Origin of the sequence: Bariatricus massiliensis (genome assembly GCF_900086725.1) — a bacterium.
GTDB classification, from domain to species: domain Bacteria; phylum Bacillota; class Clostridia; order Lachnospirales; family Lachnospiraceae; genus Allocoprococcus; species Allocoprococcus massiliensis.
Window position 1 is genome coordinate 408149 of record NZ_LT574836.1, and the last position, 23973, is coordinate 432121.

The window sequence follows — 23973 nt, forward strand, 5'->3', positions numbered from 1 at the left end:
GCGCAGAATGTCTAAAAATTTAAGAAAAAAAGCAGTCGTCATGTTCTTGGTGGAGGCGGTATGTCTTGTCGTGCTTGGAGTCTTCTTGACCGTGATGCAGACAAATCTTTCTATCAGGAATCAGGGCAGAGATACAAAGGAAAAGATTCAGCAGATGCAGGGACTGATTGACGAAGCAGACAAAAAGGCAGTACAAAATGTGGAAAGCTACGATGAAGTATATCGCTCAAAGGCTGCCAGCATCGCTTATATGGCAAATAAAGACAAAAACTTTGCTTATACAGATGCCAAAATGAAAGAATTGGCTGACATGATGAATATAAGCAACATTATTATTATTGATAGGGAGGGTACTCCAATCGTTCAAGCTCACAACTCTAAGGCCGATTTTTCCTTCCAGCGTTTCAATCAGCTTAGAACGGTGTTTGAGACAGGGGAGCCATCAGAAGCGTTTGAGGTGGAAATAGGCGGGGATGTACGCCGGTATTATAGCGCCAAAATTGATGATGAGCGGGAGGCTGTAATCGAGCATGACCCGGAAGAGCTTCATCAGCTTCAGGATAATACATCTTCTTGGGAGAGTATTTTGAGTAAAGTGAGTGTGGGTCTGGATGGGTACACCTTTGCCGTCTCCAGTCAGGATTATACATTCCAGTATCATCCCGATAAGGATATGATAGGACAGGATGCCTTGATTGCGGGGCTTGATGTGGCAGATTTGGAGGATAATCATTACGGGTGGATGGAGATTGACGGTGAACGGTTCTATTGCGGAGTCAAACAAATCGACACCGACAATGCCTACGTTATCTGTGCGGTTCCAGAAAAAGAGATTGCTGCGTCTAGGAATATTACTGTAGGGATTGTGTTGTTTATCTTTTTTATTGTCATGACCATAGTAGTCATCTATGCGATTCTGCTTTTGAATGAGCAGGAGCAAGAGGGTGGGACTGGTACAAAAGACTTCAAGGTCTTAGGAGGTATCTATTTTAACAAGTTACTTTCCAAAAAACTTGCTTCCATAATGGTGGTGGGACTAATCTTTGTGCTGATTGTTTCCTTCTATATGCAGACATTGTTCTCACTGTCGCTGCATTCTATGAGCAACAATAAAAGAGTGCAGGATGTGCAGGAAACACTGGAACATAATGCAGACGACATTGAGCTTATCACTTCGCAATATAATAGACGTTATCTGAACAAGTGCCAAGTCGCGGCTTATATACTTGGAGGCAATCCACAGCTTCAGACAAGAGAAGAGCTGCAAGAGCTGAGCAAAGTTCTCGGAGTAGAATTTCTCATTGTTTTTGATAAGGATGGAAAAGAAGAGGTTACGGATTCTAATTATATTGATTTTGAAATCAGCGACGATCCGAAGGAGCAGTCGTACGAATTCAGAAAACTACTTCAGGGCGTGGAGTATGAGATTCAGGAGGCGCAGCCCGATGAAGTCTCAGGGGAGTATCATCAGTATATCGGCGTTGTAATGTACAGCGGGGACGGGGAGCCTGATGGGTTTGTCCAGATTTCTATTGTCCCGGATAAGCTGGAGGAGGCGTTGGCAGCCACGAAGCTTTCTTCTGTGCTGGACGGGGTGAAGACGGGAGTCAACGGTTTTGCTTTCGCGGTCGATAAAAAGGATAAGATTTTCACACACTATCCCAAGAAACGAATGGATGGGAAGAATGCTCTTCAATATGGAATGGAAGAGAAACAGTTCCGTGACGGATACAATGACTATATAACAATTGACGGACAGAAGTATTATGGCTCCTGTTTAGAGACGAGCACAGATTATGTGTATGTGGTAATACCAGATAAAGAGATGACAGGAACACGTCTTCCGGTTGCAATTGCAAGTACCGGGGTTGGCCTGCTCTGCCTGCTTCTTATTTTTGCGCTTTTAGCGTTCAGTCCTGAGAAAAAAGCCGGGGAAGAAAAAAATCAGGAGCACGGTGATGACGGCCCTATGGTTGATGTGGTGATGCCGGACGGAAGTGTGAGAAAGACAGAGGCGGCGGCAAGCCGCTGGGCAAATATCACCGTTAAATGGGGAGAGAGGACGCCGGAACAGCAAGTTGCAGCTGTGATGAAAGGGATGCTCGGGATTCTGGCGCTGGTTATCTGTGTGGCAGTCCTCTTTAAAGACAACTTTTTCGGGGAGGATTCGATTTTTCTCTATGTGCTGAACGGGAAATGGGAAAAGAGCGTCAATGTATTTGCTATAACAGGCTGTATCATGATTATCTGTGTGGTCAGTGTGGCGGTGATGCTCATACGCAAGGTATTGAAAATGCTATCCAGAACGTTCGGGGCCAGAGGGGAAACTGTGTGCAGGCTGATCAGCAGCTTCACAAAATACCTCGCAGTCATTGCGATTTTGTATTATTGTTTTGCCCTATTTGGAGTGGACACTAAGACGCTGCTAGCTTCTGCTGGGATTTTGTCGCTGGTAATCGGCCTTGGAGCCAGAACCTTAGTTTCCGATATTCTTGCTGGACTGTTCATCATCTTTGAAGGAGAATTCCAAGTCGGAGATATTGTTACGATTGGAGATTGGAGGGGAACGGTACTTGAGATAGGTGTGCGTACCACGAAGATTGAAGACCCGGGCAATAATGTCAAAATTATAAGCAACAGCGAAGTCAGTGGAGTCATCAATATGACAAGACGTAATTCCTTTACATCCTGTGATGTGGGAATTGAATACGGAGAGTCTTTGGAGAAGGTGGAAAATATTCTGGCCAAAGAGCTCCCGAATATTAAGAAAAGAGTTCCCACCATCAAGGAGGGACCATTCTACAAAGGGGTGGTATCTCTTGGAGATAACAGTGTCAATATACGTATTGTGGCACAGTGTAAGGAGGCTGACAGGATACAGCTTGCCAGAGATCTGAATAGAGAGATGAAGATTCTTTTCGACAAATATGAGATTAACATCCCATATCCACAGGTTGTTATCAATCATCCCAAAGAGCATGAAAAGGCGACAGAATGGGAAAAGATGCGCGCGGATGCATTCAACAAATCTCAGAAGGAAATGTCCAAAGCTCTGGGGGAAGAGAGTGAGGAACGTAATTAAAATTTAAAAGAACGACCCATAAGCCTGCAGGCTTGCGGGTCGTTCTTTTATGTGAGAAGACTTAGGACTGACTGCTGTCATATTTTTCCTCACAATATTTACAGCGGTACACTTCGTTTTCCTCATCGGTCAGAACAAAGACATGATCCAGCTCTTGTTCTATAGAAGTGATGCAGCGGGGGTTTTTACATTTTATTACATTCTTTATTTCCTTGGGAAGCCTCAGTTCTTTTTTTGATACAATCTGCTCATCGGAAATAATGTTCACGGTGATATTGTGATCTATGAAGCCGAGAATATCAAGATCAATGATATCGATAGGACATTCAATTTTGATAATGTCTTTTTTCCCCATTTTGCTGCTTTTCGCATTCTTAATAATGGCCACGCAGCAGTCCAGTTTATCGAGCCGGAGATGTTTATAAATCTCCATGCTCTTTCCGGCCTGTATATGATCTAATACGAACCCTTCCGATATTTTTCCGATATTCAATGTGTTTTTTACCACGAAAGGCACCTCCTTTTATTCTACTTTGATATTCAGTAAAGTGAGTATCAGTGCCATACGCACATATACCCCATATTGTACTTGCTTGAAATAGACAGCTCTTGGGTCTTCATCCACTTCAACGGATATCTCGTTTACTCTTGGGAGTGGATGCAGGACAAGCATATCTTCCGGCGCAAGCGTCATTTTTTTCTTGTCCAGAATGTAGAAATCCTTCATGCGAACATAATCTTCCTCATTGAAGAAACGTTCCTTCTGCACCCGGGTCATGTATAGCAGGTCCAGTTCTGGAAGCGCGTCTTCCAGACGCACGACTTCCTCATAAGGAATATGCTGTTTGTCCAGAACATCCTTTCTGACATAGCTGGGAAGGCGCAGTTCTTCCGGGGAGATTAATACAAATTCAATATTATCATAGCGAACGAGGGCATTAATCAAAGAATGAACGGTACGGCCGAATTTTAAATCGCCGCAAAGACCGATTTTTAAATGGTCAAGACGCCCTTTTAAAGAGCGGATAGTAAGTAAATCTGTTAAAGTCTGGGTTGGATGCTGGTGTCCACCGTCTCCGGCATTGATAACAGGTATCGTTGCGTGCTGGCAGGCTACCATAGGTGCTCCTTCTTTAGGATGGCGGATAGCACAGATATCTGCATAGCAGGAAATCATTCTTATAGTGTCAGAGACGCTCTCACCTTTTGTAGCAGAACTGGACGCCGCGGAAGAAAATCCCATAATGTTTCCCCCTAGATTCAGCATGGCAGCTTCATGGCTTAAACGGGTTCGTGTGCTCGGCTCATAAAATAGTGTGGCAAGCTTTTTTCCGGCACAGGCATGCGCGTATTTTTCCGGATGTGCCTCAATGTCGTTAGCCAAGTCCATAAGCTGGTTCAATTCCTCTACGGAAAAATCCAAAGGACTCATTAAATGTCTCATGAAAGAAACCTCCTTTATCTTATAATGACAATATATCATTATGTTGTTATTTCCTTTTACTATCATATACTAATTCAAGTATCATTTCAATAAAATTGTCATCAGTATAGATAAGAATTGTAGATTTTGCAGGAAAAATGTACTATAATAATATATTAGCGTATGAGAAAAGGAGAGAGACGATGGCCACGTTGGAAGAGATGAGAAAAGAACTGGATGTTATCGACGGGCAGATTACCTCGCTTTATGAAAAGCGTATGGAGATATGTGCCGAGGTGGCAGATTACAAGATAAAGAACGGCAGGAAGGTATTTGACCGGACGAGGGAGAACGAAAAATTGGCGGCGGTGGCGGCCGGGATGTCCACGGAATTTAATAAAAAAGGCATTAAAGAGTTGTTTGAGCAGATTATGTCTATGAGCAGGAAGCTGCAGTATCAGCGGCTGACCGATGCGGGGGCTCTGGGAAAGCTGCCCTTTATCGGTCTGGATAAACTAGACATGGAAGGTGTCCGTGTAGTGTTCCAAGGTGTAGAAGGCGCCAACAATCAGGCGGCGATGGAACAGTACTTCGGCAAAGATGTCAATTATTTTCATGTGGCAGCCTTCCGTGACGCCATGGAGGCCATAGAGGAAGGGAGCGCAGATTATGCGGTGCTTCCTATAGAGAACTCGTCTGCCGGTGCTGTCGTGCAGGTTTACGACCTGCTGGTAGAATTTGAAAATTATATCGTCGGGGAGACGGTCCTTCCGATTAGGCACATGCTGGCGGGAGTGAAGGGGACGACACTTTCCAGTATCGAGAGAGTGTACTCTCACCCGCAGGGATTGATGCAGACTTCCCGCTACTTAGACGCCCACGCCGGGTGGCAGCAGATTAGTATCGCCAACACGGCCGTGGCAGCAAAGAAGATGCTAGAGGACAAGGATGTTACGCAGGCGGCCGTGTGCAATGAATATGCCGCCAATCTGTATGGACTGGATATTCTGGCCCGCAATATCAACGATGAGACGGACAACAGTACTCGGTTCATCATTGTGACCAACCAGAAAGTGTTTTTGAAAAATGCCTCCAAAATCAGCATTTGTTTTGAAGTGCCCCACGAGAGCGGCTCTCTGTACCACCTGCTTTCCCATTTTATTTACAATGACCTCAATATGACGAAGATTGAATCACGCCCGGTGGAAGGAAGAAGCTGGGAATATAGATTTTTTGTGGATTTTGAGGGGAATATGGCAGATCCGGCCGTGAAAAATGCAATCCGAGGCCTCCGGGAAGAGGCGATGAACCTGAAAATTCTTGGTAATTATTAAAGATGGATGAAAGACGAAAGGGAGCAGGCATGAGAACAAATGAATTAGTATTGTATAAGTATATGGACCACGAAAATATTCTCAAAGACATGACCTTTTTGATGGAAAATGCGGATAATGGATATTATAATAAAGAAGATTTAAAAGGGCTGCTTTTTGAATGTGTGAGCGAAATTATTGATATGGCAAGCAGCTATGGATTCGAGGGGAACCTCTGGCACAACTATCTGACCTATCTTCTTGCGAACAGCGAAAATGCTTACAGCACGGCCTGCGAGATCGTGGGCGGGGTGGACGGGAGCATCAATAAAGCGGCGCTCCATGATTTTGAGATATTTAAGGAATTGTTCGACTATGAACTGGAAGAGATGGAGAGGCAGATTGGTGTGGAATGTATGGGGATGATTACCGATTACCACCACACGAATGGCCATGGGAAAGTGTTCAATACGCGAATCCGCAACCGCATCTGTGACTTGAGCAGGGCGCTGGGAAACGCAGGGAGTGCAGAAGAATTCAAAAAAATCGTGACCCAGTTCTATAAGGAATTCGGCGTTGGAAAATTCGGGCTTCATAAGGCCTTCCGGGTGGAACGGACAGAGGAGGGAGCGGAGATTATCCCTATCACTAAGATTGCCCACGTCCATTTGGATGATCTGGTCGGATATGAAAGAGCGAAGAAAAAACTGATTGATAATACGGAAGCATTTGTGAAAGGAAGACGGGCCAACAATTGTCTTTTATTCGGGGACGCGGGGACAGGCAAATCTTCCTCCATCAAGGCGATTCTCAATCAGTATTATGAGCAGGGACTGCGGATGATAGAAGTGTATAAACACCAGTTTCAAGACTTGAACGATATCATTGCCCAGATTAAGAACCGCAATTATAAATTCATCATTTATATGGATGATTTATCCTTCGAAGAATTTGAAATTGAATATAAATACCTCAAAGCTGTTATCGAGGGCGGCTTGGAGAGGAAACCCGATAATATACTGATTTATGCCACCTCGAACCGCCGCCACCTTGTCAGGGAGACATTTAAGGATAAGGCAGACCGTGATGAAGAGCTGCATACCAACGATACCGTGCAGGAAAAGCTTTCACTGGTGGCAAGGTTTGGAGTGACCATATATTTTGGCAAACCGGACAAGAAGGAATTTCAGAAAATTGTCAAGGCGCTGGCCCAAAAGAATGGGATACATATGCCGGAGGAAGAACTCCTTCTTGAGGCAAATAAATGGGAGTTAAGCCATGGCGGCTTAAGTGGAAGGACGGCACAACAGTTCGTCGATTACTTGCTGGGGCAGGAAATATGAAAAAGTATACAGCGCTGTTCCTTATGCTGACACTGATGCTGGCTGGCTGTACAGGGTGTGAAAAGTCTGAGAAAGTGCCGGCGCCGGAAACGGAAGAGAAAAAAGAGGACGTGGAAGAAACAGAGACCTATACCTTTGTGGATGTGCTCGGGGAATCATATGTAGCCGAGTTGAGGGAAGATGTCCCCGCCTGTACTTATGATTATGAGTACTTGACATGGGAGAATGGATACCCCTATTATAAGGATGAGGACGGCAAGGTGCTGTCAGAGCTCGGGGTGGATGTCTCAAAGTATCAGGAGGCCGTAGACTGGAATCAAGTGAGGGAGGCCGGAATGAGCTTTGCGATTGTCCGTCTGGGATTCCGTGGATACGGGGAAGAGGGAAAGCTTGTTCTGGATGAATATTATGAGCAGAATGTTCAGGCTGCGGCTGCCGCAGGTTTAAAAGTGGGCGTATATTTCTTTTCGCAGGCGGTGACCGAGGAGGAAGCCAGAGAAGAAGCGCAGTTTGTTTTGGAGCATACTGCCGGGTATACGATAGAAGGCCCCATCGTTTTTGATACGGAGGAAATCAAGGATGATACGGCAAGGACAGACAATCTTACCAGAGAAGAGATTACCCGCCACTGCATTGCCTTCTGCGAGGCGGTGGAAGAAGCGGGGAGGGAGCCGATGATCTATGCCAATATGAAATGGATGGCATTTACGCTGGAGCTTGAGAAGTTAACAAAATATGATAAATGGTATGCTGATTATGAAGCGGCACCTCAGTGTCCGTATGAATTTACTATCTGGCAGTACACAGAGAGCGGGACTGTCCCGGGGATTCAGGGGAATGCGGACATCAATGTGTGGTTTCATACATTATAAATGACAAAGAGAGGGAAAATTTATGAAGAAAACAGATGAGAAGTATGGCGCCTATGTGCAAATACTAAAAGAAGAGCTGGTTCCTGCAATGGGGTGTACGGAGCCGATTGCGCTGGCTTACGCGGCCGCGAAGGCGCGAGAAGTACTTGGAGCAATGCCGGACAAGGTCATGATTGATGCCAGCGGCAGTATTATCAAAAATGTAAAATCCGTCATCGTACCCAATACAAATCATCTAAAAGGGATTCCGGCGGCTGCAGTGGCGGGAATCATTGCGGGGAAGGCGGAAAAGGAACTGGAGGTCATCGCTTCGGTTTCGGAAGCGGAAATCGCGGCTATGAAAAAGTTCCTTGAAGAGGTTCCGGTACAAGTCCGCCATATAGACAACGGAATCACATTTGAGATTATCGTTACAGAATACAACGGTGAAGATTATGCAAAGGTAAGAATTGCCAACTATCATACGAATATCGTGCTCATAGAGAAAAACGGAGAAGTCCTTCTGGAGAAAGAAGTGCAGGGAGAGAGTGAAGAGGGGCTTACCGACCGCTCTCTTCTTGACATGGAGAGTATATGGGATTTTGTGAACACCGTGGATATTGAAGACGTGCGTGAAGTAATCGGAAGGCAGATTGCATATAATACGGCAATAGCGGAGGAAGGGCTTCGGGGCAACTACGGTGCCAATATTGGAAGTGTCCTTCTGGATATGGAGGGAGATAACCTCCGCACCCGTGCGAAGGCAAAAGCGGCTGCCGGCTCGGACGCAAGGATGAATGGCTGTGAACTTCCGGTCATTATCAATTCGGGAAGCGGAAATCAGGGAATGACCTGTTCCCTGCCGGTCATCGAATACGCAGAGGATATGGAGGCGGGCGAGGAGAAGCTCTACCGTGCCCTGACGCTTTCCAATCTCGTTGCCATCCACCAGAAGACAGGAATCGGACGCCTCAGTGCTTACTGCGGAGCAGTGTGCGCCGGCGCGGCGGCAGGGGCAGGGATTGCCTATCTCTGCGGTGGTACATATGAAGACATTACGCACACGGTAGTCAATGCACTTGCCATTGTTTCCGGTATTGTCTGTGACGGCGCCAAAGCGTCCTGCGCGGCCAAGATAGCGGCTGCAGTCGACGCGGGGATCTTGGGATTCAATATGTATAAGAGAGGCCAGCAGTTCTATGCCGGGGACGGAATTGTGACAAAAGGAGCGGATTCCACAATACGAAATGTAGGACGGCTAGGCAAAGAAGGTATGCGGGAGACAAATGAAGAAATTATTGAAATCATGGTAGGGGAAGACTGCTAAAGTGATAAAACTTCTCGAAAAGATGTTGACAAGAGAAAAAGTGCCCGATATAATAGCACTAGCTGATAAGGGAGTAGTTGGCGCGGCAGCGCAGTATTGTCAACATACTGATGAGCAGATCATCTGGCATTACTTTAAATAATGAGACTTATCCGTGGAACGCCACGGATAGGTCTTTTTTTGTAACGCTAGGAAACTTCGTTCCCTAGCGTTACAAAAACCCTCCGGGGGGGATGCGCACAATGTGCAGAGGAAAGCTGCTTCGCAGCCGCACATTGGCGCGCAAAGTGTACAAGTCCCTCATGAGGGAGGGATACAGGGAGGTGAAGTGGACTTGTCCACTTTATTCGAACGTAGGAAACTTCATTTAGAATTACAAGGAAGGATAAAGAATCATGAATTTAGTTGAATTGTTTTTAATTGCAGTAGGGTTGTCTATGGATGCATTTGCGGTATCTGTCTGTAAGGGGCTGGCCATGAAAAAATGTACGTGGGGGAAATCAATGATAGTTGGACTCTGGTTTGGCGTTTTTCAGGCGGGGATGCCATTGATTGGCTATGTACTGGGGGTGCAGTTCAAGGATGTGATTACATCGATAGACCACTGGATTGCGTTTATCCTTCTGGGCATCATCGGTGGCAATATGGTCAGGGAGGCGCTGAAGCCGGAGTGTGAATGTGAAGAAGAAGCGGACGAGGCCTTGGATATGCGGACTATGTTTGCGCTGGCAGTGGCCACCAGCATTGACGCATTGGCCATAGGTGTGACATTTGCGTTCCTCCGGGTCGACATTGTGCCGGCAGTAAGCTTTATCGGTGTTGTGACTTTGATGATTTCTATGATTGGAGTGAAAATCGGCAATGTGTTCGGCGGGAAATATAAAAATAAGGCAGAACTGGCGGGAGGCGTGATATTGATTCTTCTCGGAGCCAAAATCCTTTTGGAACATCTGGGTCTATTCTAAGCGTTTTTCGGGCGGATTTTGCATTGCATTTCATCGGTGGAATTGGTATACTGACAATTGGTAAAGTATGTGAATACAGGAGATTGAAATATGAAGTGGAATAAATTTAGATTAAAGACAACTACAGAGGCGGAAGATATCGTCAGCAGCATGTTGATGGATTTAGGTATTCAAGGGATTGAGATTGAGGACAGGCTTCCTATGACGGAGGAAGAAAAGGAGCAGATGTTTGTGGATATTCTGCCCGAGACCGGCGTGGACGACGGGGTAGCTTATATCAGTTTCTACTTGGAGGAAGACGATGACAAGGAGCGGATGCTGGCCGATGTCAAACGAGAATTAGAAGAGATGCGCTCCTACGTGGATGCGGGCGAATGCACAATTGAAGAATCCCAGACGGAGGATGTGGACTGGGTAAACAATTGGAAACAGTATTTCCACCAATTTTGTGTGGATGACATATTGATTATACCTTCATGGGAGGAGGTAAAACCGGAAGACGAGGGGAAGATGATTATTCATATTGATCCGGGGACTGCCTTCGGAACTGGTATGCATGAGACGACTCAGCTCTGTATCCGGCAGCTTCGCAAGTATGTGACAACGGATACAACGATTCTGGATGTCGGGTGTGGAAGCGGAATTCTGGGAATGCTGGCTCTGAAGTTCGGGGCTGCGTCTTCGGTAGGCACCGATTTGGATCCTTGTGCTATCGAAGCGACTCATGAAAATATGAAGGCCAATGGAATTTCTGGAGATAAATATGAGGTCATGATCGGGAATATTATCGATGACAAGACTATTCAGGATAAAGTAGGATATGAGGCTTACGATATTGTAGTTGCCAATATTCTGGCCGATGTGCTCGTACCTCTCACTCCGGTGATTGTGAATCACTTAAAAGAAGGCGGTATCTATATTACAAGCGGAATCATCGAGGACAAGGAAGAAACTGTCGTGGAAGCCGTAAAAGCGTCCGGTTTGAATGTGGTTTCCGTAAATCATCAGGGAGAATGGGTGTCGGTCACAGCCAGAAAGAGTCGGAAGGGGTAGAAGATGCATCATTTTTTTGTGACGCCGGAGCAAGTAATAGAAGACAGAGTTTATATCGTTGGTTCTGATGTGAATCACATGAAAAATGTGCTCCGCATGAAGACAGGTGAGCGGACAGAAGTCAGCGACGGCAATAACTGCAGGTATTTGTGCGAGATAACGGGATACGAAGACGATAAAGCTGTCCTGTCTATTCTGGAGAAAAAAGAAGCTGACACAGAGCTGGCTTCGCGACTATACCTTTTTCAAGGACTGCCCAAAAGTGATAAGATGGATTTGATCGTGCAAAAAGCGGTGGAGCTAGGGGCGTATGAGGTGATACCGGTCGCCACTAAGCGCTCTGTAGTAAAACTTGATGACAAGAAGGCGGCAAAAAAGGTAGAGCGCTGGAACAGCATAGCCGAGAGTGCGGCGAAGCAGGCCGGACGGGGAATCATTCCTAAGGTGAAACAGGTGATGTCCTACCCGGAGGCTTTGAAGTATGCGGAAATGCTTGACGTAACATTGATTCCTTATGAGCTGGCCCAAGGCATGCAGGAGACAAAAGCACAGATTGAGGCGATAAAAAGCGGGCAGTCGATTGGAATCTTTATCGGTCCGGAGGGCGGTTTTGAGGCGGCGGAGGTTTCGGCGGCGGTTGAATCCGGAGCGGCGGCAATCACCCTTGGGAGGAGAATACTGAGGACGGAGACGGCAGGACTGGCCATGTTGTCGGTGCTGATGTTCGTATTGGAAACATAGGGCGGAAGGAATAACAGGTGTTATTTTTCGGCATAAGATATAGAGAGGAATCGTTTAGGAGACAATAGAATGGAAATTTATCTGGATAATTCAGCTACGACCAAAGCTTATGAAAGCGTTCGGGATATAGTAGGAAAAGTGATGTGCGAAGACTATGGGAACCCTTCATCCATGCACCGCAAGGGCGTGGAGGCCGAGAGGTATGTCAAGGATGCACAGGAGACTTTTGCAAAACTGCTCAAGGTACAGGAAAAGGAGATATATTTTACTTCCTGCGGGACGGAGAGCGATAATTTAGCGTTGATTGGCGGAGCATGGGCAAACTGCCGCGCAGGCAAACATTTGATTACCACAGTGATCGAGCATCCTGCCATACTCAATGCCATGCGCTATCTTGAGGAAGAAGAGGGGTTCCGGGTAACCTATCTCCCGGTCGACGAGTATGGGAGAGTGCGTCTGAGTGCCTTGAAGCAGGCATTGTGCAAGGAGACCATTTTAGTGTCGATCATGTATGTGAATAACGAGGTCGGTTCTGTACAGCCGATCATGGAGGCTGCCAGTATAGTGAAGGCGTATAACCGCAATATTCTTTTCCATGTAGATGCGGTGCAGGGATTCGGCAAATACAGGATTTATCCTAAGAAAACCGGAATAGATATGCTTTCTCTGAGCGGGCATAAGATTCACGGGCCAAAAGGAGTGGGTGTTCTCTATATCAGTGAAAAAGCGAAGGTGAAACCGATTATATTCGGTGGAGGGCAGCAGAAGAATATGCGCTCCGGCACGGAAAATGTTCCGGGGATTGCAGGAATTGCGCAGGCGGCAAGGGAAATCTATACAGGGCTCGATGAGAAAGTAGCCCGGATGCGCGCGCTGAAACGGCGGTTCATAGAAGGAGTGGGGGAAATCGAAGACACCACAATCCATGGATTGTATGACGAGACCAGCGCACCACACATTATCAGTGTAGGCTTTGCAGGAATCCGGAGCGAGGTGCTTCTGCACGCGCTGGAAGAGAAAGGGATTTATGTGTCTTCCGGTTCGGCATGTTCTTCGAATCATCCGTCTGTCAGCGGTGTGCTGAAGGGGATCGGGGCAAAAAAGGAATATCTGGATGCCACGCTCCGGTTCAGTATGTCGGAATTTACCACACAAGAAGAAATTGACTATACGCTGGAATCATTATATAATTGTGTACCAATGCTGAGAAAATACACACGCCATTAACAGGAGGAAACAATGAAATTTCAAACTTTTTTGATAAAATACGGAGAGATAGGAATCAAGGGTAAGAACCGCTACATGTTTGAGGATGCGCTGGTAAGGCAGATTCGGTTCGCACTGAAGGACGTGGAAGGAGAGTTCCATGTATACAAATCTCAGGCGAGAGTGTATGTGGATTGTGAAGGAATCTATGACTGTGACGATGTGACCGAGGCTTTGAAAAGAGTGTTCGGAATTGTAGGTATCTGCCCGGTAGTGCGTGCGGAGGACAAGGGATTTGAACAATTAAAAAAAGATGTGACAGCTTATATGGATGAAGTGTATCCTGATAAGAATATCACATTTAAAGTGGATTCAAGAAGAGCAAAGAAAACATATCCAAAGACTTCAACTGAAATTAACAGAGATTTGGGGGAAGCGATACTGGAAGCGTTCCCGGAAATTCGTGTGGATGTACACAAACCGGACGTTATGCTGCGGGTGGAAGTGCGAGACGAGATTTACATTTATTCAGAGATTATTCCGGGGCCGGGAGGGATGCCGGTAGGTACGAACGGAAAGGCCATGCTGCTCTTGTCGGGCGGTATCGACAGCCCGGTGGCAGGATATATGATTTCAAAGCGGGGCGTGGGACTGGAAGCCACGTATTTTCATGCGCCGCCCTACACAAGTGAGCGGGCAAAACAGAAGGTAATCGATCTGGCAAAGCTGGTTTCACGGTACACGGGGCCGATTAAGCTTCATATCGTTAATTTTACGGATATTCAGCTCTATATTTACGAGGCGTGCCCGCATGATGAATTGACGATTATCATGCGCCGTTATATGATGCGGATTGCCGAGCACTTTGCCAAACAGGATGACTGCCTTGGACTGATCACGGGAGAGAGTATCGGTCAGGTGGCAAGCCAGACGATGCAGAGCCTGACCGCAACTAACGATGTCTGTACGCTGCCTGTTTACCGCCCTCTTATTGGGTTTGACAAGCAGGAAATCGTGGAGGTGGCAGAAAAAATCAACACCTACGAGACATCTATTTTACCGTATGAAGACTGCTGTACTATATTTGTGGCGAAGCATCCGGTGACAAAGCCGAATGTGGAGAGAATCAGAAAATCTGAAGAGAAACTTCAGGAAAAGATTGAGGAACTGTTTAAGACTGCGGTAGAGACAACGGAGACGATGGTTATTAAATAGTAAATAAGACTGCACTTTATGTGATGGGGAATTCCCTATCACATAACAAGAGAGAGCCTGACAATGTCAGGCTCTCGCATGGTTTCATTATTGAATGATGTATGGACTTAAGAGTGTCATGATCTCGTCCAGATTGTTGTCAGCATGGATATTCAAATCAATTGGTTTAGATAAATCCAGACTAAAGATACCCATAATAGATTTTGCGTCAATTACGTATCTTCCGGATACTAAATCAAATTCAGTATCAAATTTTGTAATATCGTTTACAAAAGATTTTACTTTGTCAATTGAGTTTAAAGAAATTTGAACAGTTTTCATTGGAAACTACCTCCTTGATTTCGTTGTCTATAGTTATATTACGGTGTGAGGGGTAAAAAGTCAAGGAACAAAACGCCGAAGAATGGGTTAATTTTTCGTTAAATGTTATAAAAAACAGAGGTATATATAAATGAGTACAACAAAGGAAGGATGGAAGATGAGAAAAGCAGCATTGCACAATCTGGGATGCAAAGTGAACTCCTATGAGACGGAGGCTATGCAGGAAATTTTAGAAAAAAAGGGATACGAGATTGTCTCCTTCCACGATGAGGCAGATGTATATATCATCAATACTTGTTCTGTTACAAATATGGCGGACAGAAAGTCCCGGCAGATGATACACAGGGCCCGCAGACAGAATCCGCAGGCAGTCATTGTCGCGGCGGGCTGTTATGTACAAGCTCTGACCGATGCGGGGGAAGTAGATGATAATATTGATATAGTGATAGGGAATAATAAGAAAAAAGACCTTGCGGAGATTCTGGAAGCTTATTTCTGTGAGCAGAAAGCCGCGCCAAGGACAGAGGTCATAGATATCAATCATACAGCAGAATATGAAGAGCTGCATCTTACTAAGACTGCAGAGCATACAAGGGCATACTTAAAGGTTCAGGATGGATGCAACCAGTTCTGTACCTACTGCATTATCCCATACGCCAGAGGGCGGGTCAGAAGCCGGGCAAAGGCGGAAGTCGTACAGGAAGTGTCTGCGCTTGCGGCTAACGGATATCAGGAGGTCGTACTGACTGGTATTCACCTGAGTTCCTACGGTCTGGACTTAAAAGGAGAGAATGAAAGCCTCCTGTCGCTGATTCAGGCGGTACATGAAGTGGAAGGAATCGAGCGCATCCGTCTGGGGTCTTTGGAGCCGCGTATCATAACGGAGGAATTTGCGGAGACAATTTCACAGATGAGAAAAATCTGTCCGCATTTTCATCTTTCGCTGCAGAGTGGATGCAACGCGACACTGCGGAGGATGAACCGCAGATACACAGCGGAAGAATACTATGAGAAATGCCAGCTTTTGCGGAAATATTTTCAGAATCCGGCCATCACGACTGATGTGATCGTAGGATTTCCGGGAGAGACACAGGAGGAATTCGAAGAATCTTTGGCGTTTGTCGATAAAGTAGATTTTTATGAGACTCATATTTTCAAATACTCCAGACGACGGGGAACAAAAGCGGCGGATATGGAGCATCAGGTGCCGGAGCAGCAAAAGGCCGCAAGGAGCGCGGTGATGCTGGAACTAAATGAAGAAAAACAGAGGAAATATGAGGAAAAATGGCTTGGGAAAACGGTGGAGGTTCTCTTTGAAGAGACAATCGTGCGGGACAACAAGACATATCAAGTGGGACATACGAAAGAGTATTTAAAAGTTGCTGTTGAATCTGAAAAATCATGGGAAAATCAGAGGAAAGAAGTGGAAATTGTGAATCTTTCACAAATTATACATTGAATTTTTTGGCATTTTATATTAGAATAAGAGTGAAGTATTGGAGGTCGTAAGATGAAAGATTTAACAAATACACAATTTTTTCAGGTTGAAACAGGGCCGCAGATTCAGGCTAAGGACATTCTGGAAATTGTTTATAACGCACTGGTCGAGAAGGGATACAATCCAGTGAACCAGATTGTAGGGTATATAATGTCAGGTGACCCTACATACATCACAAGCTATAACGGGGCAAGAAGTCTGGTTATGAAGGTTGAGCGTGATGAGATTGTAGAAGAATTGTTAAAAGCGTATATTAAGCATGAATTGTAGGAATACTGTGAATATGCGTATTATGGGGCTGGACTACGGAACGAAGACTGTAGGGGTTGCGGTGAGCGACCCACTTGGCATTACAGCTCAGGCCGTAGAGACGATTGCAAGAAAGTCGGAGAACAAGCTTCGCCAGACGCTGGCAAGAATTGAAGAGCTTGCAGAAGAATATGGTGTGGAGAAGTTTGTAGTAGGACTGCCGAAACACATGAACAATGATATCGGAGAACGTGCAGAGAAAGCTATGGAGTTCGGTGAGATGCTGCGTCGGCGGACCGGTCGTGAGGTCGTGATGTGGGACGAGCGTCTGACTACAGTAGAAGCAGAGCGGACACTAATTGAATCAGGAGTCAGGAGAGAGAACCGCAAGCAGTATGTGGATAAGATTGCGGCTGTTTTTATATTGCAGGGATATCTGGATTCGCTCGGCATGTAATGATGTCCGGAAGGTTTCCGGACAGGAAACGGGGCAAGGTATGAATAGTGAAAGGCTAATATTTACGTATGAGGATACCGGTGAACAGGTAGAGTTCTATATCGTAGAACAGACGAAAGTGAACGGTATTTCATATATACTTGTGACAGATTCGGAGGAAGAGGACGCGGAGTGCCTGATTTTGAAAGACACAAGCGCGCCGCAGGATACGGACAGCATATACGAGATCGTAGAGAACGAGACGGAACTGCTGGCTGTTTTAAAGGTGTTTGAAGAACTGTTGGAAGATGTTGACATTGAAATGTAAAGGGTGAGAACCTTTTTGTAAATAGAGCGTTACTGTCTGAAGAATTAAAGTTTGCGGTTTTGTGCAGGAGTTTCATGAAGGGAACTCTTTGTTCTCGTGCGGAAAAATGTGTAAGAGAACCGTGAATTAAAGTTCTTTTTACAGAACTGTTTCTATTTATCAGGTGTGAGGTACGAACGATTACATAAAAATTATTGGAGGTGTAAATTTGAAACGAACAAACAATTCAAAATTGAAAATCATTCCGCTGGGAGGTCTGGAAAAAATCGGAATGAATATTACTGTCTTTGAATATGAGGACAGTATTATTGTTGTGGACTGCGGGCTGTCATTCCCGGAGGATGATATGCTGGGAATCGATCTTGTTATACCAGATATCACGTATTTAAAGAATAATATTGAGAAGGTAAAGGGTGTAGTTATCACCCATGGTCATGAAGACCATATCGGGGCACTGTCTTATGTGCTGAAGGAAGTGAATATGCCTATCTATACTACAAAGCTTACGATGGGCATTATCGAGAAGAAGCTGACCGAGCATAATCTGCTGCGCACGACCAAACGAAAAGTGGTGCGCCACGGACAGTCGATCAATCTGGGAAAATTCCGGATTGAGTTTATTAAGACGAACCACAGCATTCAGGATGCGTCTGCGCTGGCCATATATTCTCCGGCCGGTATCGTAGTGCATACAGGAGATTTTAAGGTGGATTATACACCGGTATTCGGTGACGCCATAGATTTGCAGCGCTTTGCGGAGATTGGAAAGAAGGGGGTTCTGGCTTTGATGTCAGACAGTACCAACGCGGAGCGTCCGGGCTTTACACAGTCTGAACGCACGGTTGGAGCGACCTTTGACCGAATCTTTGCAGAACACAGTAACACCAGAATTATCATCGCTACTTTTGCGTCCAACGTGGACCGTGTCCAGCAGATTATTTCTTCTGCCTGCAAATACGGAAGAAAGGTGGTCGTGGAAGGGCGCAGTATGGTAAATATCGTATCCGTAGCCTCTGAGCTGGGATACTTGAATGTGCCTGAGAATACGCTGATCGAGATAGACCAGCTGAAGAATTATCCGCCGGAGAAGACTACAATTATCACAACAGGAAGTCAGGGAGAGTCGATGGCCGCCCTGTCAAGAATGTCCGCAGATATTCATAAAAAGATTACCATTATGCCGGGGGATACTATCATATTCAGTTCCAACCCTATACCGGGCAATGAAAAGGCCGTTTCCCACGTGATCAATGAGCTTTCCGCGAAGGGAGCAGACGTGATTTTTCAGGATGCCCATGTTTCGGGACATGCCTGTCAGGAAGAATTGAAGCTGATTTATTCTTTGGTGAAGCCGAAGTATGCGATTCCTGTCCATGGTGAATACCGCCACTTGAAAGCCAATGCCACTTTGGCCAAGTCTCTCGGTGTTCCGAAGGACAATGTATTTATTATGCAGTCAGGGGATGTACTCGCGCTGGACGACGACGGTGCGGAGATCGTGGATAAAGTCCATACAGGAGAGATTCTTGTGGACGGACTTGGAGTAGGAGATGTAGGGAACATCGTGCTCAGGGACAGACAGCATCTGGCAGAGGACGGTATCCTGATCGTAGTCCTCTCACTGGAGAAGGGAACGAACCAGCTTCTGGCGGGGCCGGATATTGTTTCCAGAGGTTTTGTCTATGTAAGAGAGTCCGAGGGACTGATGGAAGAAGCGAGACAGGTGGTGACCGAGGCAGTAGAAAAATGCCTGATGAGCCGTCACGCGGATTGGAGCAAGATTAAGCTTGTTATCCGGGATACTATGAACGATTTTATATGGAAGCGTACGAAGAGAAAACCGATGATTCTACCGATCATCATGGATGTATAGCAGAAAAGCGCAGGCCGGTGCGGCAGAAGAGATTCTGCTCCCGGCCTATTTATATCATAGGGAACTCTGTTCCTTTGTTATAAGAACCCTCCGGGGGGGATGCACACAATGTGCAGAAAGGATATCACATAATGATAGTAGAAGAACGCATGGTGTCGTATATCTGCTCCTTAGAACAAGAAAATAGCGAGATACTGGAGACGATAGAGAAGGAAGCATTGGATGCCAACGTGCCCATCATACGAAAGGAGATGCAGAGCTTTCTGAAGGTGCTCCTAGGAATCAAGCGTCCGGCTTCTGTGCTGGAGGTGGGCGCGGCGGTCGGTTTCTCGGCTATTTTGATGAGCGAACACGTACCGGCAGATACGAAAATTACAACGATTGAAAATTACGAGAAACGTATTCCTATCGCCAGAAATAATTTTAAAAGAGCGGGCAAGGAAGAGCAGATTACCCTAATAGAGGGGGATGCTATGGAGATATTGAAGACTTTGGACGGCCCCTTTGACTTTATTTTTATGGACGCGGCCAAGGGACAGTATCCGGCATACCTGCCGGAGATCCTGCGTATTTTGCAGGACGGGGGCGTGCTGGTATCTGACAATGTGCTGCAGGACGGAGACATTATTGAATCCCGTTTTGCGGTGGAGAGAAGAGACAGGACTATCCACAGCCGCATGCGGGAGTATCTGTATACTTTGAAGCATCATCCACAGCTTGAATCCTCTGTGATTCCGCTGGGGGACGGCGTGGCAGTGAGCGTGAAGAAAGGAAAAGAATATGGCGAGACATCCTGAATTATTGATTCCGGCAAGTAGTCTGGAAGTGTTGAAAACAGCAGTTATTTTTGGGGCTGATGCGGTCTATATCGGCGGGGAGGCGTTCGGGCTCCGTGCCAAGGCGAAGAATTTTTCGAGAGAGGATATGGTGGAAGGCATTGCTTTTGCGCATGAACACGATGTGAAAGTATATGTGACGGCCAACATTCTGGCGCATAATTATGATTTGGATGGCGTGAGAAAGTATTTTGAAGAATTGCGGGAGATAAAGCCGGACGCACTGATCATCGCAGACCCGGGAGTGTTTGATATCGCAAAGGAAGTGTGCCCGGAAATAGAACGTCATATCAGTACACAGGCCAATAATACGAATTATGGAACCTATAATTTTTGGTATCGGCAGGGGGCGAGCAGAGTCGTGTCGGCGAGAGAGCTTTCACTTCGGGAAATCAAGGAGCTTCGGCAGCATATTCCTGAGGACTTGGAAATCGAGACTTTTGTCCATGGGGCGATGTGCATTTCTTATTCGGGAAGGTGCCTTCTGAGCAACTATTTTACAGGGCGGGACGCCAATCATGGGGCGTGCACACATCCCTGCCGGTGGAAGTACGCGGTGGTGGAGGAGACAAGGCCCGGAGAATATATGCCGGTGTATGAGAATGAGCGGGGGACTTATATTTTCAATTCTAAGGATCTCTGTATGATTGAGCATATCCCGGAGCTGCTTGACGCGGGAATAGACAGTCTTAAGATTGAGGGCAGAATGAAGACGGCCCTCTATGTGGCCACAGTGGCGAGGACATACAGAAAAGCCATAGATGACTATCAGAAAGATCCGGAGCTTTACAGACAGAATATGCCGTGGTATCTGGACCAGATATCAAACTGTACCTACAGACAGTTCACGACAGGATTTTTCTTCGGAAAGCCGGATGAGAGTACTCAGATTTATGACAGCAACACATATGTGAAGGAATATACGTATCTGGGCATTGCGGAGGAGAGTACAGAGGGATTGATCAAGCTTTCCCAGCGGAATAAGTTTTCTGTGGGTGAAGAGATTGAAATTATGAAACCGGACGGAAGAAATGTGGCCGCGGTGGTGGAGCGGATACTGGACGAGGAGGGAAAGGAACAGGAAAGTGCGCCTCATCCTAAGCAGACACTGTATGTAAAGCTGAGTGCGAATGCAGAGACATTTGACATTCTTAGAAGAAAAGAGATGGATGAAAATGAATAAAAAAACGTTGAAACCCTATGTGGGAGTTTTACTTGTTATTCTTTGCGCGGCAGATATTTTCTGGCTGTCGGATCTCATTGGCAGACATTCCTACTATGCTCAGACAATTGTAGGCGAGCTGCTTTTAGCTGTGATAGCAGTCGTGCTCGTATTGCTTTTTCGGGCAGATATCAAAAAAGTGTTTCCGTTTGGAAAACCGGAGACAGAAAAAGCGGCCGGGACGCTGGTATTTTGGCTGGGGTGCTTCATTATAGCCATTGTGGCAAGTTCTATTCTTCTCGTCCTTTTTCCGGAGCAGATGCTGGAGACATCCCAGCAGAGTGGGATGTCCATGGGGAGCGGTTTCTTTATAGTGGAGTTTATATTGATTTGTGTACTTCCGGGAATCTGCGAAGAGCTGGCATTTAGAGGGGGGCTTCAGGGAAGCCTTGGAAGCATTAAGAATAAGTGGATTGTTATTGCCATCGTGTCGGTGATATTCGGAGCGTTTCACGGAAGCGTCTGGAGATTTGTGCCGACAGCAATTCTGGGGGCAGGCATGGCCTATCTATTGTATGAGACAGGAAACATGATATATAATATGATGTTTCATATGATAAATAATCTGATGCCGCTGCTCCTTCTCCGGGGATTATCCGGCCTGTTCGATATTTACAATGCTCCGGGACTGCGTAATATATCAGAAATGCCGGCGATGACAGGCGTTGAGTCTATGGGACAGTTGTCCTTGATGATTGTGGGCATGTATATAGTCTATGGGGCAGGCGCGCCTTTATTGATTTATATGGGGAATTATCTGATTCACGCCGGAGAACCGGGTTACCGAAAAGGACTGTTTCCGAAAGAAAAGAATCCACTGTTTACAGCACTAACAGTTTCTTGTTTTGGATTGATGGGATTTGGTATGATGCTGATGCTAGTGTTTGTAGTGAGGAATATGTAGCAGGAGGACTAAGGCGGTCCTCCTTTTTAGTTGTTGCGTGCGGCCGTCAGAAGAAAGGACGGAGTTTTTCGATAGCGCCTTTTTCAATGCGGGATACATAGGAGCGGGATATGCCAAGCTGTTTGGCGATTTCACGCTGTGTGTATTCTTCTTCATTATATAGGCCATACCGCATTTTTAGAACCATGCGTTCTCTGGCTGTCAGCTCTGACTCAACTTTAGAATAGAGAAGCCGGATATCATTTTTTTCTGCAATCCGCGTGCAGGCGTCGGTTTCTTCTGCCTCAATTATGTCGTAAAGTTGAATTTCATTTCCCTCTCTGTCGGTACCGATCGGCTCATACAGAGAGGTCTCACGGTTGGTCTTGCGCTTGCCTCTGAGCATCATGAGAATTTCATTTTCAATGCAGCGGCATGCGTAGGTGGCAAGCCGAGTGTTTTTGCCTGCGTTGAATGTTGTGACAGCTTTGATCAGCCCGATGGTGCCGATAGAGATGAGATCTTCGGTATCGTCTTCCAGATGCTGATACTTTTTTATCACGTGTGCTACAAGCCGGAGGTTCCGTTCGATCAGGATATGCTTGGCTTCTAAGTCTCCCTCTGTATATTTTTGCATATAATATCTTTCTTCTTCCGCACTGAGGGGTGGAGGAAATGATTTCAAGAGAAGCACCTCACAGCATATTTACTATAGTGTATGAAGGGACAAATTTCTACGTGCTTTTCCACTTAAGGAAATTTTAATAAAGAGGGTGCACTTGTATTCGGCGGAAGAATCCGATACAATATCTATACGAATCAGTATAAGAGAAAAGGGGGATGGGAGTGAAAAAGAAACAGATTGTCATTGGAAGTATATTGGCTTTGGCTGCCGCCATTTTAGTATGCGCGGTCATCCTAATTTACAGATATAGTAAAAAGGACGAAGACAGCAGGGCCCTGACAGCATCAGCAGGGAGGGAATCCATGGGTGTAAAGCATGCCAAAAGGAATATAGAGAAGATTACAGAAGTTACAAAAGCAAAGGACGAGGAGCGCAGGCGGGCGGAGGAAGAAAGGCTGGAGGCAGAGGCGGCTAAAAAGGCACAGGCAGCCTCAAAGATAGTGGCACTTGATCCGGGGCACCAGAGTTTTGCGATAGATATGAGCGCCAAGGAACCCAATGGGCCGGGCTCACAAGAAATGAAAGCTAAATGTACTAGTGGGACGACAGGTAAATATACCGGGATTCCGGAATATCAGCTGACACTCGATATTTCATTGTTGCTCCGCACCGAGCTGGAGAGCCGGGGATATCAGGTAGTGTTGACAAGAGAGGACAATGAGACGGCTATCAGCAATTCAGAGAGGGCCCTTATGGCCGCGGACTCCGGGGCGGATATTTATGTGCGGATTCATGCCAACGGTAGTGAGAACACCGGTGTAAGCGGCGCCCTTGCGCTCGTTCCGAGTGCGTCCAACCCCTATGTAGGGAGCCTTGCTGGCGACAGCTACACGCTTGCCGAGCTGGTGTTAAATGCATACTGCGGACAGACCGGATTCGCCAATAAAGGCATACAGATGAACGACACGATGACCGGGATGAACTGGAGCCGGGTTCCTGTCATGATACTGGAGATGGGATTTATGAGCAATGAGAATGATGATTACAGCATGGCGGATCGACAATTCAGGAGACAAATGGTGACAGGGATTGCCGATGGAATCGATCAATATTTTGGGATTAACTGACAGAAGCAGGGATTGACAAGTCCCTGCTTTTTCGATATGATAATTTTACAATTTCT

At 46.2% G+C, this 23973-nt stretch carries 23 protein-coding genes; 19 read left to right on the plus strand and 4 right to left on the minus strand.

Annotated features, from left to right (window positions below; translation table 11 throughout):
- Positions 1-7: 7 nt before the first annotated feature.
- On the plus strand, positions 8-3082 hold the full coding sequence (locus tag BN6465_RS03570; protein ID WP_066731767.1) for a mechanosensitive ion channel domain-containing protein: 3075 nt from the start codon (positions 8-10) through the stop codon (positions 3080-3082).
- Between the two features lie 61 nt (positions 3083-3143).
- Here the strand turns inward: BN6465_RS03570 and BN6465_RS03575 are convergent, their stop codons facing one another.
- Together BN6465_RS03575 and pyrB are read right to left on the minus strand one after the other, a co-directional pair.
- Positions 3144-3590, minus strand: a complete 447-nt coding sequence (locus tag BN6465_RS03575; protein WP_066731768.1) for an aspartate carbamoyltransferase regulatory subunit — start codon at positions 3588-3590, stop codon at positions 3144-3146.
- A 15-nt stretch (positions 3591-3605) separates the two neighbouring features.
- The gene (gene pyrB, locus BN6465_RS03580) at positions 3606-4526 is read right to left on the minus strand and encodes an aspartate carbamoyltransferase (RefSeq protein WP_066731769.1); all 921 of its coding nucleotides are present in this window, start codon (positions 4524-4526) and stop codon (positions 3606-3608) included.
- Between the two features lie 182 nt (positions 4527-4708).
- On the opposite strand from pyrB, the gene pheA reads away from it, so the two are divergent.
- The 9 genes from pheA (at position 4709) to thiI (ending at position 14519) form a co-directional block, all read left to right on the plus strand.
- Positions 4709-5839, plus strand: a complete 1131-nt coding sequence (gene pheA / locus BN6465_RS03585; RefSeq protein WP_066731770.1) for a prephenate dehydratase — start codon at positions 4709-4711, stop codon at positions 5837-5839.
- 29 nt (positions 5840-5868) lie between these two features.
- Positions 5869-7161, plus strand: a complete 1293-nt coding sequence (locus BN6465_RS03590; RefSeq protein ID WP_066732754.1) for an ATP-binding protein — start codon at positions 5869-5871, stop codon at positions 7159-7161.
- Positions 7158-8033, plus strand: a complete 876-nt coding sequence (locus BN6465_RS03595) for a glycoside hydrolase family 25 protein (protein ID WP_074017761.1) — start codon at positions 7158-7160, stop codon at positions 8031-8033. The genes BN6465_RS03590 and BN6465_RS03595 overlap by 4 nt, the downstream gene beginning before the upstream one ends.
- Positions 8034-8055: 22 nt before the next feature.
- A complete protein-coding gene (locus BN6465_RS03600; RefSeq protein WP_066731771.1) occupies positions 8056-9339 on the plus strand; it encodes an L-cysteine desulfidase family protein in 1284 nt (427 codons plus the stop codon).
- Positions 9340-9734: 395 nt separating this feature from the next.
- Positions 9735-10304, plus strand: coding sequence for a manganese efflux pump MntP (locus BN6465_RS03605; RefSeq protein ID WP_066731773.1), 570 nt, complete (start codon positions 9735-9737; stop codon positions 10302-10304).
- 90 nt (positions 10305-10394) lie between these two features.
- Complete coding sequence (gene prmA / locus BN6465_RS03610) at positions 10395-11357, plus strand: 50S ribosomal protein L11 methyltransferase (RefSeq protein ID WP_066731775.1); 963 nt, start codon at positions 10395-10397, stop codon at positions 11355-11357.
- Positions 11358-11360: 3 nt separating this feature from the next.
- Positions 11361-12098, plus strand: coding sequence for a 16S rRNA (uracil(1498)-N(3))-methyltransferase (locus BN6465_RS03615; protein ID WP_066731777.1), 738 nt, complete (start codon positions 11361-11363; stop codon positions 12096-12098).
- Positions 12099-12167: 69 nt separating this feature from the next.
- Entirely contained in the window at positions 12168-13325 is a 1158-nt protein-coding gene (locus BN6465_RS03620; RefSeq protein WP_066731779.1) for a cysteine desulfurase family protein, read from the plus strand.
- Between the two features lie 12 nt (positions 13326-13337).
- Positions 13338-14519: a tRNA uracil 4-sulfurtransferase ThiI gene (thiI, locus tag BN6465_RS03625; RefSeq protein WP_066731781.1), complete on the plus strand. Its 1182-nt coding sequence runs from the start codon at positions 13338-13340 to the stop codon at positions 14517-14519.
- 87 nt (positions 14520-14606) lie between these two features.
- Here the strand turns inward: thiI and BN6465_RS03630 are convergent, their stop codons facing one another.
- Complete coding sequence (locus BN6465_RS03630) at positions 14607-14840, minus strand: HPr family phosphocarrier protein (protein ID WP_066731783.1); 234 nt, start codon at positions 14838-14840, stop codon at positions 14607-14609.
- 157 nt (positions 14841-14997) lie between these two features.
- Here BN6465_RS03630 and mtaB point away from each other — a divergent pair, with 157 nt between their 5' ends.
- From mtaB to BN6465_RS03670, 8 genes are all read left to right on the plus strand, one after another.
- A complete protein-coding gene (mtaB, locus tag BN6465_RS03635) occupies positions 14998-16299 on the plus strand; it encodes a tRNA (N(6)-L-threonylcarbamoyladenosine(37)-C(2))-methylthiotransferase MtaB (RefSeq protein WP_066731785.1) in 1302 nt (433 codons plus the stop codon).
- 51 nt (positions 16300-16350) lie between these two features.
- Positions 16351-16608 carry an IreB family regulatory phosphoprotein gene (locus BN6465_RS03640; protein ID WP_066731787.1) on the plus strand — a complete coding sequence of 86 codons (258 nt, stop codon included), beginning with the start codon at positions 16351-16353 and terminating at the stop codon, positions 16606-16608.
- A gap of 13 nt (positions 16609-16621) precedes the next feature.
- Complete coding sequence (ruvX, locus tag BN6465_RS03645; protein WP_066731789.1) at positions 16622-17044, plus strand: Holliday junction resolvase RuvX; 423 nt, start codon at positions 16622-16624, stop codon at positions 17042-17044.
- 40 nt (positions 17045-17084) lie between these two features.
- Positions 17085-17351 (plus strand): DUF1292 domain-containing protein, encoded by a 267-nt coding sequence (locus BN6465_RS03650; protein ID WP_066731791.1) that lies wholly within the window; start codon positions 17085-17087, stop codon positions 17349-17351.
- A gap of 208 nt (positions 17352-17559) precedes the next feature.
- Positions 17560-19224, plus strand: a complete 1665-nt coding sequence (locus BN6465_RS03655; protein WP_066731793.1) for a ribonuclease J — start codon at positions 17560-17562, stop codon at positions 19222-19224.
- Positions 19225-19355: 131 nt separating this feature from the next.
- The gene (locus BN6465_RS03660; RefSeq protein ID WP_066731795.1) at positions 19356-20021 is read left to right on the plus strand and encodes an O-methyltransferase; all 666 of its coding nucleotides are present in this window, start codon (positions 19356-19358) and stop codon (positions 20019-20021) included.
- Positions 20005-21243: a peptidase U32 family protein gene (locus BN6465_RS03665; protein ID WP_066731797.1), complete on the plus strand. Its 1239-nt coding sequence runs from the start codon at positions 20005-20007 to the stop codon at positions 21241-21243. Before BN6465_RS03660 ends, BN6465_RS03665 begins: the two co-directional genes overlap by 17 nt.
- A complete protein-coding gene (locus tag BN6465_RS03670) occupies positions 21236-22186 on the plus strand; it encodes a type II CAAX endopeptidase family protein (protein WP_066731799.1) in 951 nt (316 codons plus the stop codon). Before BN6465_RS03665 ends, BN6465_RS03670 begins: the two co-directional genes overlap by 8 nt.
- 46 nt (positions 22187-22232) lie before the next feature.
- Here BN6465_RS03670 and sigK read toward each other — a convergent pair whose 3' ends face one another.
- Positions 22233-22850: an RNA polymerase sporulation sigma factor SigK gene (sigK, locus tag BN6465_RS03675; protein WP_066731801.1), complete on the minus strand. Its 618-nt coding sequence runs from the start codon at positions 22848-22850 to the stop codon at positions 22233-22235.
- Positions 22851-23005: 155 nt separating this feature from the next.
- Here sigK and BN6465_RS03680 point away from each other — a divergent pair, with 155 nt between their 5' ends.
- On the plus strand, positions 23006-23917 hold the full coding sequence (locus BN6465_RS03680; RefSeq protein WP_082891580.1) for an N-acetylmuramoyl-L-alanine amidase family protein: 912 nt from the start codon (positions 23006-23008) through the stop codon (positions 23915-23917).
- Positions 23918-23973: the final 56 nt, after the last annotated feature.

Coding starts and splice junctions, on each gene's coding strand:
- BN6465_RS03570 (WP_066731767.1), top strand. CDS start 8: ATGTCTAAAAATTTAAGAAAAAAAGCAGTCGTCATGTTCTTGGTGGAG.
- pyrB (WP_066731769.1), bottom strand. CDS start 4,526: ATGAGACATTTAATGAGTCCTTTGGATTTTTCCGTAGAGGAATTGAAC.
- pheA (WP_066731770.1), top strand. CDS start 4,709: ATGGCCACGTTGGAAGAGATGAGAAAAGAACTGGATGTTATCGACGGG.
- BN6465_RS03590 (WP_066732754.1), top strand. CDS start 5,869: ATGAGAACAAATGAATTAGTATTGTATAAGTATATGGACCACGAAAAT.
- BN6465_RS03595 (WP_074017761.1), top strand. CDS start 7,158: ATGAAAAAGTATACAGCGCTGTTCCTTATGCTGACACTGATGCTGGCT.
- BN6465_RS03600 (WP_066731771.1), top strand. CDS start 8,056: ATGAAGAAAACAGATGAGAAGTATGGCGCCTATGTGCAAATACTAAAA.
- BN6465_RS03605 (WP_066731773.1), top strand. CDS start 9,735: ATGAATTTAGTTGAATTGTTTTTAATTGCAGTAGGGTTGTCTATGGAT.
- prmA (WP_066731775.1), top strand. CDS start 10,395: ATGAAGTGGAATAAATTTAGATTAAAGACAACTACAGAGGCGGAAGAT.
- BN6465_RS03615 (WP_066731777.1), top strand. CDS start 11,361: ATGCATCATTTTTTTGTGACGCCGGAGCAAGTAATAGAAGACAGAGTT.
- BN6465_RS03620 (WP_066731779.1), top strand. CDS start 12,168: ATGGAAATTTATCTGGATAATTCAGCTACGACCAAAGCTTATGAAAGC.
- thiI (WP_066731781.1), top strand. CDS start 13,338: ATGAAATTTCAAACTTTTTTGATAAAATACGGAGAGATAGGAATCAAG.
- BN6465_RS03630 (WP_066731783.1), bottom strand. CDS start 14,840: ATGAAAACTGTTCAAATTTCTTTAAACTCAATTGACAAAGTAAAATCT.
- mtaB (WP_066731785.1), top strand. CDS start 14,998: ATGAGAAAAGCAGCATTGCACAATCTGGGATGCAAAGTGAACTCCTAT.
- BN6465_RS03640 (WP_066731787.1), top strand. CDS start 16,351: ATGAAAGATTTAACAAATACACAATTTTTTCAGGTTGAAACAGGGCCG.
- ruvX (WP_066731789.1), top strand. CDS start 16,622: ATGCGTATTATGGGGCTGGACTACGGAACGAAGACTGTAGGGGTTGCG.
- BN6465_RS03650 (WP_066731791.1), top strand. CDS start 17,085: ATGAATAGTGAAAGGCTAATATTTACGTATGAGGATACCGGTGAACAG.
- BN6465_RS03660 (WP_066731795.1), top strand. CDS start 19,356: ATGATAGTAGAAGAACGCATGGTGTCGTATATCTGCTCCTTAGAACAA.
- BN6465_RS03665 (WP_066731797.1), top strand. CDS start 20,005: ATGGCGAGACATCCTGAATTATTGATTCCGGCAAGTAGTCTGGAAGTG.
- BN6465_RS03670 (WP_066731799.1), top strand. CDS start 21,236: ATGAATAAAAAAACGTTGAAACCCTATGTGGGAGTTTTACTTGTTATT.
- BN6465_RS03680 (WP_082891580.1), top strand. CDS start 23,006: ATGGGAGTGAAAAAGAAACAGATTGTCATTGGAAGTATATTGGCTTTG.